At 38.9% G+C, this 14,207-nt stretch carries 7 protein-coding genes; all 7 read right to left on the bottom strand.

Annotated elements, in window-relative coordinates:
• Window positions 1-143 precede the first annotated feature (143 nt).
• Window positions 144-7,313, bottom strand: coding sequence for a T9SS outer membrane translocon Sov/SprA (gene sov / locus ACY2A0_RS10400; RefSeq protein WP_461789390.1), 7,170 nt, complete (start codon window positions 7,311-7,313; stop codon window positions 144-146).
• A 10-nt stretch (window positions 7,314-7,323) separates the two neighbouring features.
• Entirely contained in the window at window positions 7,324-7,908 is a 585-nt protein-coding gene (gene ruvA / locus ACY2A0_RS10395) for a Holliday junction branch migration protein RuvA (RefSeq protein ID WP_461789389.1), read from the bottom strand.
• Window positions 7,909-8,105: 197 nt separating this feature from the next.
• The gene (locus ACY2A0_RS10390) at window positions 8,106-10,415 is read right to left on the bottom strand and encodes an NADP-dependent malic enzyme (protein WP_461789388.1); all 2,310 of its coding nucleotides are present in this window, start codon (window positions 10,413-10,415) and stop codon (window positions 8,106-8,108) included.
• 209 nt (window positions 10,416-10,624) lie between these two features.
• Window positions 10,625-10,993 (bottom strand): hypothetical protein, encoded by a 369-nt coding sequence (locus tag ACY2A0_RS10385; RefSeq protein ID WP_461791440.1) that lies wholly within the window; start codon window positions 10,991-10,993, stop codon window positions 10,625-10,627.
• A gap of 50 nt (window positions 10,994-11,043) precedes the next feature.
• The gene (locus tag ACY2A0_RS10380) at window positions 11,044-12,444 is read right to left on the bottom strand and encodes a lytic transglycosylase domain-containing protein (RefSeq protein WP_461789386.1); all 1,401 of its coding nucleotides are present in this window, start codon (window positions 12,442-12,444) and stop codon (window positions 11,044-11,046) included.
• A gap of 109 nt (window positions 12,445-12,553) precedes the next feature.
• On the bottom strand, window positions 12,554-13,981 hold the full coding sequence (gene gatA, locus ACY2A0_RS10375) for an Asp-tRNA(Asn)/Glu-tRNA(Gln) amidotransferase subunit GatA (RefSeq protein ID WP_461789385.1): 1,428 nt from the start codon (window positions 13,979-13,981) through the stop codon (window positions 12,554-12,556).
• Window positions 13,982-14,008: 27 nt separating this feature from the next.
• The gene (locus ACY2A0_RS10370) at window positions 14,009-14,200 is read right to left on the bottom strand and encodes a Sec-independent protein translocase subunit TatA/TatB (protein WP_461789384.1); all 192 of its coding nucleotides are present in this window, start codon (window positions 14,198-14,200) and stop codon (window positions 14,009-14,011) included.
• Window positions 14,201-14,207 lie beyond the last annotated feature (7 nt).

Raw genomic sequence — 14,207 nt, 5'->3', positions numbered from 1 at the left:
TTATATGATTAAGTTTTGTTATGTCGTTTAAAATTAATAGCGCAAAGTTAATAATTTTTGTGGTGGCTAAAAATGTTTAAACAGCAACAAGGCAATCTTTTAAATACAGCGCTTTAAAAGTTTCAGCAGTATTACTAACAACCTTAATTTAAAGTTGCTCTTAAACTGAATCCGAAGTTACTAAACGAGGTATTAAACGACTGTGAGGTGTACGGCTTCGTAATATTTGAATCGTAAAATAACCTCACGTTGAATCGTTGGTTCAAGATATAATCAACACTAGGGCGCAGGGTAATATTTTTTGCTCCTGATGATACTTCTGCCTCTGTAATATCAGCTCGGTAAATCACCGTTTTATTATCTCTTACCGATACATCCAATTTAAAATCCATGTTGTTATCTAACTTCAGTTGTTTAAATAACCCAAATGGGAATCTAAATTTAGTGGTGCGATAACCTAATCCAAACACGATATTATTTTCAGATAGGTGAGCCAACTGACTGTTAGCCAAACTTAAACCTAACAACCTGGTTTTGTTTACCTCAAAGTTAAGCGTCATGTTGTTTTTCAAACGGGTATCTATACCTACTAATGGCGCAAACTGCTCTGATATACTCACTTGTGCAAACTGGTAAAAAGGTAAAAAGTTACCATATACATCTCGACTGCTTACAGCGCCGTTGGTTTCCGCATATTTCAACAAACTATTAAAACCATTTACACTGTAGGTAGAACGATAGCCATGTCTCAAACTCATTTCTGAAAAACGGTCAGCAATGAAAGCATATTTAGTTAAACCAGAATAAGTAATACGCCAGTTAGGTAGTGGAATTTTAGGTAAGCTGTTTAAACTTACCGAACTGGCATCTTTGCCTGTGTATGCCGATAAAAACGACAATACTACCACATCTTGCGAACTCTTATCATAACCTTGCGCAAAACCATTAATTACACTTGTGGAATTTGGATTTAATGCGCCTAAACGACGAGAAATTACCGAACGGTTAGCCATGAAATCGTTAAATACGCTTGATAAGGTAGTGCCACTTTTATCTTTGAAAGCTGTACCAAGCGAAATAATTGAAACACTATAATCACCTGTAGTATTTGGACTTAAATTGGTAAATCCGCCACTAGGCGAATCGTATTTAAAATTACTAGAATAATTTAAGGTACGGTTTTTAGCGGCCGTTAATGTCACTTTCAAATCCCTTAAAGGTTCGATGGTACTGGTCAGCTGAAAATCTTCACGCAAAGTATTTACGTATAACTGTACTTGGTTAGGATCGGTGGTTATCCAACCATTATTTACGGCCATTAACCGAATATCTCTTTGGCTGCCAAACACAAAGCCTAAACCAGGCGCACCCGTTACATCATCTATCCCGAAAAATTTGGTTTTAGGTAAATAGCCCGGTAAAAAAGTGCCTCGGGTTTGGGTGAATGCCACGTTTACGTTTTTAACACTCGTTAAAAGCCCTACCATAAAGTTAGAGAACTTAAATACGGTATCTCTATTGTTAAGCTTCCTTCTAATCGCTCCAAACTTATTATAAAACGAAATGAAGTTTAGGGTAGGATTTACCTGTACTGTTCTAGAGTTTTGGATGGTATTACCTAAGTTAATAGATGGATCGTTAAGCGTTGATAAAGACTCAGTTTGCCAAGTGAATGTAGTGCCATAAGTGGTAGCTAAACTCACCCATTCTAAACCAGGTATTTTAGCAATTGGCCAATTGTATCGAACATTTAAACTATGATTATAATCGGTATTTCTACCCAAGCTTTTCAAATTACTCCATAAGGTATCACGCTTTAAACCTTCTATTTTACCATCGGGTTCATCAATTATCGAGTAATTTGTCGCATCGAAATCTAAACTTAGCGATTTCGTTAAATCCCATGCAATACCGTATACCCTAGTTACTAAAAAGTTCTTGTTAAAAGTGGTATTAATTGGTATGCTGTTATTAGGATCATTATTTCGCAACGTATTTTCTGCATAAAAGCGGTCAAAGTCAATCCTAAAATTGATAGAATTTGGAAGTAGCGAAAAGTTAAAATCCTTTAAAAGTTTTAAGGTATTTGATTTGATGAGTTTGCTAAATGGCGTGTAACTTTTGGAATTATAAGCGTAGTTATAGGCCAAAGAAGCCTTATAAGTATTTTGAATTGTCGCTTCGTTAATGAAATCACGGTGTGATAGCTTACTTTGAGCATACGAAATATTGAAATTTTCAATATCCCATAGTCTCACTTTGGCATCTTGACTTACCCTATTTTTTCTGACGTTGGTAAAAGCGAGACTACTACGGGTGGTATAATCTTGCGCAAAATTTAATATCGAATCTCTTTGAGCTTTATTGGAAACGTCTAACGCTTTAGAAAGTTCAATATCAGGTGTGCGAGGATCAAATTGAGGCGTAGCCACCTGTTTCGAGTAACCTAAGAACATTGGAATTACAACGCCGCTTTGCTTCGGCAAAAATTTACCTAACTCTACGTTCGAAGATATATCAAATGCAGTATTTTCCGATCTACTGCGTTCATTCACTTTACTATCTATTGATCCAAAGCCAACTGTAGACTTTGCTCCAGAGACATTTACATCGGCGAAATCAGCCAGTTTAAGGCTCACTCTCGCTGTAGCCGCCCAACCTCCACGCTGATCAAATTCAGTTAAACGCAGTTCGTTGAACCAAACCTGAGCATATTTGGCTAAACCATCATCGTTGGGAGATGCATCGGGCCCGGTACGTAGCGGATTTTTAATCCCAAGCATATAAACACGTACCTTGCTCATATCAGGCTGGCCTTTTACTATAATGGTATTTTTGCCGTCGGTATACCTAAATGGCCTATCAACAGGCCAAGGTCCGGCACCAAAACGAGCATTATTACGAGCTACTTTAGCTTTTTGTAGCAGCTCTAATTCAATTATCATTTTATTTTCGTCTGGCCAAATGGCATACGGATCCGAACTATTTGGTCTGGTTACTTTCAATGGCAGATTATATTCGTAATAGTTGTCGTCATTATCTGCGCCTATTCTTAGGAAAGCGCTCAGTTCGTTATCCTCTAAACTGTAACTTTCATCCCCCTCTAAGTGGATGTACATTTCGAGCTTTTTGTATGATCTAAAATCGTTATATGACGTCTTGAATGCAGCTCTACCATAACCATCTCGTAAATCTTTTACAATTAAGGATAGCGACTGTTCATTTTGACGGGTATCACCTCTGTAATTACTAAAGTCTCTCTCACGCTCAATGCCTGGAGGAACAACATATGGGATGGGTGATCTTCTTCCGTTCTCTTCAATGTTAACGGTACCTAATTCCAATATCGAATTGTCAGGCGACGGTGTTAACCCGAGCGCCGGATCTGCAATTACTTTGCCTATTTCGTTTTTTGCATTGTATTGTCTCCACTCCCCTCGTACAAATTGAATTTTAGCGAACCTAAGTACCGTAGTATCAGCAAAATCCGTCATAAACATACGTACGAAACGGATGGACTTGAAATCTTGAATGCCACCTACCGCACTTTCATATTGAGCTATTGGTACGCGAATTTGATACCAAGTAGCATTTTGCGTTTGTCCGTTGGCCAATTTCACAGACGATATTACTTTATCAGTTACAAACCCCTTGCCAACCTGCTGTAAGTCTGCAGGACGGATAGGAATTTTATACTGAAAATATTGGTCGGATTGGGTCATGTTGTTATCTCTGTTCACATCTTCGCCATCTGGCAAGAAAGTAGAAGCAGAGTTTTCCAAGCCTAATTCCTGTTGCGACTGCTGTGAGGTTTTTGAGTTACCCTCCAAGCCATTGAAATTCATGTAACGTTTTAATATACCGGCATTTTCCTGATCCAAAACACCTCCGCGGAAGTAGGCATAATCATCAGAGGCAGGGTCATTGTAAAAGGCTACGGCTACATCTGGATTTAGTTGTGCCCGTATTAAATCAATGTTGGACTTAAAAAAGGGATAATTTCTTTCTTCATCACTTGATAAACCATCTAAACCGACATCTTGTACTCTTCTGGCATTGGGATCATTGTCGAATACCTGAACTACTGGTTGCAGTCTGGCCACCCTTCCCCAAGTTCTCTCCTCATATTTTGTGGGATCTCCATTACCGGGAAGTGCATTCTCAAGTGATTTCCTTCCGTCTTTTAAAATATCTTCGGAAATATTCCCAATGTTGAAATACAAATCGCCGCCTTGCGAACCGGGCTTGTACATAAACGGATCCATTACCCAAAGTTCAATATACTCTATATTTTGCGCCTCAAAATCGTTCACATCCACCCTACGCATAATCCCTCCCCATCTGGAACGTGGGTTTTGCAGTGTCCCGTTTGGATTAAATCCAGTGGTAGTAAAGTTGTAGGGACCACGCAACATTGGATAGTAAGCTAAATCCAAAGTTTGCAATGTAATGGCTTGTCCAGTACTAATCTGTTTGAAAGGGAAAACTTCTGTTTCTAACACTTCCCTCACATAATGATTAGAAAGTTCGTTTTTATCGCTTCGTAAATTAGCAGGCACCTGCCCAGCTCCACCCCTACCGTAAAAAATTGGATCGATATTGTAGAAAGCAAGTTTAGCTCGATTATATCCGTAACGTAAATCTTCATTAAGCTGATATTCGGGGAATAATTGCGGTGTTCCGGAAATTTGCCAAGCTACGGCGGCCTTTAAATCAATCACAGAACGAGCAGCCTCAAAATCGTCCAAGAAACTTGTTCCACCTTTGCTTCCGCCCATGTTCAAAGCTTTTGGAGAACCCGGCACTAATTGTGCAAACTCACCATAAAAGCTCACATTTGATTTTTCCTTCGTGGAAATCAAAGGTAATTTATCTACCATTTTAGTTAAAAACCTCGATGGTGACGTATAGTTCACGTCCATGCCCCAAATTGAGTTGGAAATAGGCTCTTCGCCAAAATTAACTTTAGGAGTAATTGGACGCTCAGTGAGGTTCATGAAAGTACCTCCGATATTCAGTTTGTTATTTACACGATAATCACCTCTAACCCCAAACAAAGAGCGTTGTTGTAAACCAAATAGCTCGTTATTTTCCGTAGAGATGCGGATAGATTGCCCAGTACTTAGCAAAGCCGTATTTAAAATTTTCACACGACCACTCATGTAATCTACCGTATAATCATTTCCTTCCACCAAAGGCATACTTCCCATAAAAACTTTAACAGAACCTTCGGGTACGTTGATGGAATTTAAGCTGAACTCCGATGAAATTTCGGATTGGTATTGGCCTTTGATCAAGTATCTATCCTTACCAGGAAATAGTTGTTGTGCATCTACTTTGGTAGCGCTGTACAACGTCGGAAACGTATACTTATCGATAAGCGTCTGCTCGCTAGTTTGGTCAAACTGCGCTGCTAAATCTTTACCGAATGGTTCTATTACTGGAAAAATAATTCGACCGTTTTGCGGGTCGATAGTGATGTATCCACTATTTGAGTTGGTTAATGAGGTGGCGGAAGCTCCATTACCGAAATTAGGATTATTGGTGGTTCCTACATTATTTTGTGCAGCTGCAAAAGGATTATTCTGAGCTTCAAAATCAAAAACGCCATCTGGCTTACGTTCCTTCTGCGGATTTAAGCGATCTAAACCAACTGCCTGCAACCAGATTTTATTTTTAGTCTTGCTTCCTTCCGTAATTACTGCACGTTCCACGCCCGAAGTTTCATCGAGCCTAAATAAGTTTAACCTAAAGTTTTGACTGCTGATTTGGTAACCACCGATGTTATAGATGTTTTTCATCATCAAGTTCCAAATGGGCAGTTCAGGTTTGGTGGTTTCGTTTTTTAGAAGCTTGGCAAATAGCACATTTGGATTTGCCTGATCGAAGGGAACATCAGTTGCAAATTCACCCACTTGATACTCTACTCCTCGGTACGTATAACGGTAGGCCACCGCCAATAATTCATCTGTGTTAAGCTGAACATTTAAGGAGATGTAGCCCAGTTGCGGATGAATAGTAAACTCTCGGTCAGTTAACTTTCGACCGTATGTAATTTTACCGAAATTATCAGTTGAGCCAGAACTTTGAAAATATTGTAACAGCTCAGGACTATTTGATTGACGGGCTGCTGCTGGGATTTTGCTCAACAAATCGTTAGACTGTGTTGGAAATGTATTATTGTTAAATCCAGAAGGCAAGCTATCTGTACGGGTACGCAAAAAATTATTATTGTAAGGATCATATTCACCCAAATCCATGAAACCAATTACATCCCTTGAATCGGTTGTATTTCCTGTCTTATTCGTTACCCAAACTTCTATCTTTGTTATGTTGATTTCGCTGAGCACAGTTGGTGGCACACGCAATGCTCTATTATATTGATCTCTAAAATACTGCGCTAAAAAATAATGCTTGTTCGCTTCGTAATCACTTCCGCTAACACGAAAATCGCTTTGCTGCGCACCATTGCTAACCTCAATTTGTTTAGATTGCGATTTTTGTTGCGTAAATACCGTGGTTAATCCTAACTTACCAAACTGTAATTGTGTTTTGATACCAAATAACGCTTGCGTTCCGGTAATTAAAGAAGTATTTAACGGCAAACTCACATTACCGGCTTCAATGCGTTTAATGATATCATCAGGGCCGCCCGTATAATCTAACTTAATTTGGTTTTCAAAATCAAACTGAGCCTCGGTGTTGTAGTTCATTTTGATCTTCATTTTTGTACCAATGTTACCCACCACATCCATTTGGATCCGTTGGGTAAAATCAAAATTACTTTGTACCCTTTGACGCTCATTAAATAGCGGATTTTCATTTCGGTTTACCCTACCCAAAAAAGTAAGTTCCGCTTCGCCACTAGGTTGGATATCAATGGTAGTACCGCCAAAAATCTTCTCAAATACCCTACTATTGATTTTAACTTCCGGAATTATGCCAGTTTTACGAATATCATCTATTTCCTGATTTGAAAATAAACGCCAATTTTCCCGTTTAATTTCACTGTTCACCAACCGTAAATACTGTTCAACAGTTAAATACTGCGGCGGGGTGTATAGTTTATCGCCAATGCGTTCGGTAATGATGTAACGGTTGTTAACCGCATCATATTCTACTTCTTTCTTTACGTTTTCGGGCAGCTTAAAAAATGGATTAGCATAAGTGCGTAATCCCATCCACTGCTTTTCTCGTAAATTAAAACTATTTTTAGCTGTATCGGTTTTAAAACGGCCAGTTACTTGCGCAAACAAAGTTTGGCCTATGCACAGGCCTACCAATAAAACAAAATAGGTAAGTTTGTTTTTCAAGTTGGTTTATTTATAAATTCTTCAATGCTTGTTTGATCATCTGCTCCACTGTAAGCTCACCCTCAGCCTTTTTCAGCACATTATCAAGTGCTTTTTCAGCTGCTTGTTTGCTAAAGCCAAGCATAATCAATGCTGATAACGCTTCATCTTTAATTGTATTGTGGATAGGCACGGAAATTAATGACTCAATGCCTTCTTTCTTCAATTTATCTTGAAGTTCGAGCACAATGCGCTGCGCAGATTTGGCACCTATTCCTTTAATTTTTTGGATCAAGGCTACATCGGCGCTTACAATAGCTTGTTGTATTTCGTTTGGTGTTATAGAGGAGAGCATCATACGGCAAGTAGTTGGTCCAATACCCGATACAGATATCAAATGTAGGAACAATCTACGTTCCCCCTCATCGGCAAAGCCATAAAGTGTATGGGCATCTTCTTTTACATGCAGCCAAGTGTAAATCTTGCAGCGCTCGTTGTCGCCTAAAGCTGCATAAGTATTTAGAGAAATATTGATGTGATAGCCCACACCACCTGTTTCAACAACAATGTAGGTTGGCCCTTTAAAAGTAAGTTTCCCGTCAATATACTCGTACATAACGCTAAATTAATAAAACACTAAAGTAATATAAAGAATTAGCTTTTTAATTGCCCATGCTAAAAAACTTTGCTCAAATTTTAATTGGACTATAAATATATGCCGATAGGAGAACTTGCTGCTGCAAAGCCAATAAAAGTTGCGTTCAAAACAAAAGGCAGGATAATCATCCTGCCTTCTAAAATTATCTTAAAAGCTTATTTACTCTTTTTAAACAAGCCTTTCTTCTTACTTCCTGCCGCTTCTTCTTTCGCTTGTACATCAACCACTGCAATAGTTACCATGTTTACAATTTCTCTTACTGAGCTGCCCAATTGTACAATGTGTACCGGCTTTTTCAAGCCTAACAAAATTGGACCAACAGCCTCAGCACCTCCCAGTTCCTGTAAAAGTTTGTAAGCAATATTGCCTGATTCCAAGTTAGGGAAAACCAGTGTATTAGCCGGCGCTTCTGCCAAACTGCTGAATGGGAAATTATCCTTTAGCATGGCGTTATTGATAGCGAAGTTACCTTGCATTTCACCATCTACAATGATGTCTGGATATTTCTCATGCAATATTTTAACTGCCTTGCGTGTTTTTTCTGGAATGATGCCTTCGTTAGAACCAAAGTTGGAATACGATAAAAGCGCAATACGAGGCGTGATGTTAAATTTCCTCACCGATTTCTCCAATAGCAAAGTTAAATCCACTAATTCCTCTGCTGTTGGATCAACATTAACAGTAGTATCGCCAAAAAATACTGGTCCTTTTTCGGTCATCATCATGTACATACCTGCTACACGACCCACACCTTCTTCTGTACCAATAATTTGCAACGCTGGTTTAATGGTTGTTGCGTAGTTTTTAGTCAAACCAGATACCATTGCATCAGCTTCGCCAAACTCTACCATTGAAGAACCAAAATAGTTACGATCACGCATTAATTTTACTGCCTCAGTTAAAGTTACGCCACGTCTCTGTCTTTTTTCATACAAAGATTGAGCATATTTTTTTGTTCTTTCTGGCTCTAATGCTGGATCTATGATTTGCACGCCGTCTAATTCTAGTGCATTCTCTTCGATAATTGTCTCGATACGCTCTTTGTTACCTAATAAGATAGGAATAGCGATATTATCATCTCTAACGATTTGAGCTGCCTTTAAAATTTTATAATTATCAGCCTCTGCGAAAACTACACGCTTAGGATCAGATTTCGCTTTGTTAGTGATGGCACGCATAATGGCGTCATCAGTACCTAAACGCTTTCTCAATTCTTCAGCATAAGCATCCCAATTTGTAATTACTTTACGGGCAACACCACTTTCAATAGCAGCTTTTGCCACAGCCATTGATACATTGGTCATCAACCTAAAATCCATTGGTTTAGGAATGATGTAATCCTTGCCAAATTTCAAGTTTTTTGCATTGTAGGCCATGTTTACCGCTTCCGGAACTGGCTTCTTAGCCAATTCGGCAATTGCTTTAACGGCAGCAATTTTCATTTCTTCGTTGATTGCCGTTGCTCTAACGTCCAAAGCACCTCTAAAAATATAAGGGAAACCTAAAACGTTATTTACTTGGTTAGGATAATCAGAACGGCCAGTAGCCATAATGATATCCTTACGAGAATTAATCGCTAAATCGTACGCAATCTCCGGATTTGGGTTGGCCATTGCCATTACAATGGGGTTTTTCGCCATTGATTTCAGCATATCTACTGATACGCAATCAGCGGAAGAAAGTCCGATAAACACGTCCGAATCTTTCATAGCCTCTTCCAAGGTATTTAAATTACGGGTGGTTGCAAACTCAGCTTTGATAGGATCTAATTTTTCCCTATCAGCACGAATTACACCATTTCTATCGCACATTACAATGTTCTCTTTCTTTGCGCCAATAGCAACATAAAGTCTTGAACATGAGATAGCAGCAGCGCCAGCGCCATTTACTACGATTCTAATTTTATCTAGTTTCTTTTTCTGCAGTTCACAAGCGTTAATTAAAGCCGCAGCAGAAATGATTGCCGTTCCATGCTGATCATCATGCATTACCGGAATGTTCATTTCCTCTTTCAACCTACGCTCAATTTCAAAACACTCAGGTGCTTTAATATCTTCTAAGTTAACGCCACCAAAAGTTGGTTCTAGGGCTTTAACAATCTTTACAAATTCGTCTACGTTTTTAGTGTCCAATTCCAAATCGAACACATCGATGTCGGCAAAAATTTTAAATAATAAACCTTTACCTTCCATTACTGGTTTACCTGCTTCGGCACCAATATCGCCAAGGCCTAACACGGCGGTACCGTTGCTAATTACCGCAACTAAATTACCTTTGGCTGTGTATTTATATACGTCGTCTTTATTTTCTGCAATTTTTAAACAAGGCTCTGCAACGCCGGGCGAATAGGCCAATGTCAAATCGCGTTGAGAGGAGTACGGTTTGGTTGGGATTACTTCAATTTTACCTGGTCTACCCTGCGAGTGATAGTCCAAGGCATCTTGCTTTCTGTTAATCTTGCTCATTTTTATAATTTTTTGTAGCCGCCAAAGTTACAATCTTTTTTCAGGATACGATTTGTTTTTTGTCAATCCTATGTTGAGATTGAGCGTGTTGCCTATGCAATAAATAGTCTGCCGGACCAAGTTTAAGGACCGATAAAGATTTATAAAGTTATACGAATTAAATTTGAAAACGGGTGCGTGAACACGCTAAGTATACTATTGATTAGCTACTACGGTCTATTTGCTTTGTAGAAAGTGTCCACTACCAGCTTACCGCTAACGTATTTTTCTAAAGCAATGAATTCTGTTTTCTTTAGTTTTTTCAAGTTCCACCTTTGTCTTACATAAGCTGAATGATAAGATAAAGGAATTCCGTCGGCATATTGCAGCGTAATTGGCTTCATCTTATGCGTTTTTGATGTAATTGGATTGATCAGTAAAATGCTATCTGCACTGAAGTGTCTGCTTTTGTACTGATAATCTATTTCATTTGGAAACGAGATGACCACTAGTGAATCTGCAGCAGTTGGATTTTTAGATTTAAAATTGAAGTACACGGGTGAGCCCGGAACCAAGCATCCGCATAGCAAAATTGCCATTAGTAAAAAGAACAATACCTTCATCCTATTATCGATTATATTTTAGAAAGTTACATCACCTTCAACACCATTCCTTCAGTAATTTTTGCAGATTTTAAACCGTTAGCTTGTTTCAAACTTGCCACAGTAATGCCATCAAACTTTTCGGCGATGCTTGAAAGTGTATCACCCTGTTTAACTTTATAGTTCACAAAAACGGGCTTGGCCTTTGGTAATATTTTTTGCGGAACCGTATCTGGATAAATTTTAAGCTTTTGCCCTGGAATAATAGTAGCAGCTACTAATTTATTCCACACTTTCAAATCCTGCACTTCTACTTTGTATTGATTGGCAATTGCTGTAAGATTTTGCCCTGGCAACACTTTGTGTATAATCAACTTTGGCTGTGGTAATTCTTTTTTAGGCAATACTTTCTTTCGTAAATCCCGCACATCATCTGTTGACGCCAAAATTATTTCTCTATCTATATCAATGTCGTTATTTAAGATTTCAAATAACTGCGAATAATATTGATAATCAGTTCGTGGAATTACTAGACGCTTTGGCGAAACACTAGTTCCATTGATAATTTTCTTTTTATAACTAGGGTTTAAAGCACATAAAGTTTCTTCCTTGTGATTTATTGCCGTAGCTACATCAGCTAGCGATACAAAGTTACGTACTAAAACTGTATCCGTTTTGAAAGCAAAAGGCGCAGCCTTAGGAGCTATTTGATGAGCATTTGCATATTTCATCACATAAACTGCTGCAATAAACGCAGGCACATAATTGCTAGTTTCTCTCGGTAGAAATCTTCTGATGTCCCAAAAATTGCGTGAACCAGCTTTGTCAATAGCCCTCTGCACATTGCCCTTGCCACAATTATAAGCAGCAATGGCTAGTAGCCAGTCGCCAAGTTCTTCGTAAGCATCTCTAAAATAAGCTGCTGCGGCATAACTAGCCTGAATAGGATCTTTACGTTCATCTACGAAATTATCCATGTTTAGTCCATAAGCTTTAGCGGTACCAAACATGAACTGCCACAAACCCGTTGCGCCAACTCTCGAAACCGCATGTGGATTTAATGATGACTCAACGATAGACAAATACTTGATTTCCGTTGGGATATTGTAACTTTTTAGGGCTTTTTCAAATATGGGGAAGTAGTAGTTGGAGAGCCCTAGCATATCACCGTACATTGCTTTTCGTTTAGTGTAGATATCGATATAGCTCTGTACGTATTCGTTATAATCTAACGGAACGGTTTGTTTGATGGAATCTAAACGTAGTTTATACAACAAACTTTGTCCTAAAAGTAAGGGTTGCTCGATTTGAGGAACAGCTATAGTATCACTTAAAGGAGCATTAGTTAGTCTTTTAAGGATAGTATCATTCTGAATTTTTACGGGAATTTGAGCCGAAGCACTTAAGGCAATAACAAAAGTTAAAATGGTAAGTATCAATTTCCTCATAGGCTATTTTTTGACCACATAGCAACATTTGGTTTGGAATTACCGAGAACACATCCAAAACAGTTTTCAAATGTGAATTTAGCAACCCTATGTGCGTTTGCGTTTATATTCAAGCTTTTTCCAAAAAACTGTGCGACAAAGATAATAATGTTTCTTCATCAAAGTGTTTGGCCATCAATTGGATACTTAACGGTAAACCTTGCTGATTATTGCCCAATGGCAATGCTACCGCCGGAATGCCCGCCAGCGAGGCTAAAACAGTATAAATATCTGCCATATACATCACCAATGGATCCTGTACATTTTCGCCAATTTTAAATGCAGGTGTTGGCGCCACAGGACTTATCAAAACATCACAATCCTGTAATAGCGCAACTACTTTCTCTCTAATTAACCGACGCACTTTTTGTGCTTTCTGATAGTAAGCATCGTAATAACCCGCACTTAACACAAATGTGCCCAGCATAATGCGGCGTTTTACTTCCTCTCCAAATCCTTCAGCCCTTGAGCTTTTATACAGTTGGTTCAAGCTTTGAGCCTGCGTATTACGATATCCATAATGTACACCATCATAACGCGACAAATTAGATGAAGCTTCGGCAGTAGTTAAGATATAGTAAGTTGGGACTAGATAATCCAACAAGTCGAAAGAAACTTCAACTACATCATGTCCGTCTGCTTTGATTTTTTCAATTGCTTTAAGAATTTCGTTTTTGGTCTCCTGATCTAGTGCCTCGCTTTCGACAGTTTCCCTTAACACCGCTATTTTCTTTTTACCTGACGATGTAGTGAGCGATGTTGTATAACTAGGAACCGGAATCGAAGCCACTGTGCTATCATTTTCGTCAGCTCCTGCTAAAACTTCCAGCAATAAGGCAGCATCAGAAACTGAAGAAGTTAAAGTACCAACTTGGTCAAAAGAAGATGCGTAAGCAATAACGCCGTAGCGAGAAATACGGCCATAAGTTGGCTTAAACCCAATATTTCCACAAAATGCTGCGGGCTGGCGTACTGATCCGCCGGTGTCAGTCCCTAGCGCTGCCAAGCACATATCGGCCTGTACGGCTACTGCCGAACCGCCAGATGAACCTCCAGCAACACGTTCTTCATCGGCCGCATTTTTTACAGTTCCAAAATAGGAAGTTTCATTAGATCCTCCCATGGCAAACTCATCGCAGTTTAAGCGGCCAATGATAATGGCATCTTCGGCTAGCAGTCGCTTTACCACGGTTGAAGAGTAAGGAGCAACAAAACTTTCCAACATTTTAGAGGATGCGGTTACGATGTGATCTTGATAACAGATATTATCTTTGATACCAATGACCATTCCCGCAAGCTTACCTGCTTGTCCCCGATCTAGCTTAGCCTGTACAACTTCAGCTTGTTTACGGGCAGAACTAAAAAACACCTCATTGAAAGCATTGAGGTGTTGATGCTTATCTATCTGATCTAAATAGTAAGCCAGTAATTCGTTTAAAGTGAGTTGCTTTTGCGCAAGTTTTCCCTGTATCTCAGTTAACGAGGTATATTTTTTCAAAATTTAGACTTAAAATGTTGCAAAAGACTATTGCGGTCTGTTTGGAGTATCGTTAGTTGAATCAACTCCGTCTTTTCCTTCTTTGAATTCTTTAACACCTTTACCCAATCCTCTCATTAACTCTGGAATTTTCTTACCTCCAAAAAGTAATAAAAGAGCTATAATGATAAGGATGATCTCTGGAGTGCCTAGCGCAGCTAGCATTGTGGTTTGTAACATGGCTTTG

The organism is Pedobacter sp. (genome assembly GCF_965249885.1).
GTDB lineage: Bacteria > Bacteroidota > Bacteroidia > Sphingobacteriales > Sphingobacteriaceae > Pedobacter.
Note: the sequence above shows the minus strand (reverse complement) of the source record. Positions and strands in the feature narration are given on the sequence as shown.

What these genes read in the sequence shown, in the direction of transcription:
- ruvA (WP_461789389.1), bottom strand. Translation starts at nt 7,908, where the DNA reads ATGTACGAGTATATTGACGGGAAACTTACTTTTAAAGGGCCAACCTAC.
- ACY2A0_RS10390 (WP_461789388.1), bottom strand. Translation starts at nt 10,415, where the DNA reads ATGAGCAAGATTAACAGAAAGCAAGATGCCTTGGACTATCACTCGCAG.
- ACY2A0_RS10385 (WP_461791440.1), bottom strand. Translation starts at nt 10,993, where the DNA reads ATGGCAATTTTGCTATGCGGATGCTTGGTTCCGGGCTCACCCGTGTAC.
- ACY2A0_RS10380 (WP_461789386.1), bottom strand. Translation starts at nt 12,444, where the DNA reads ATGAGGAAATTGATACTTACCATTTTAACTTTTGTTATTGCCTTAAGT.
- ACY2A0_RS10370 (WP_461789384.1), bottom strand. Translation starts at nt 14,200, where the DNA reads ATGTTACAAACCACAATGCTAGCTGCGCTAGGCACTCCAGAGATCATC.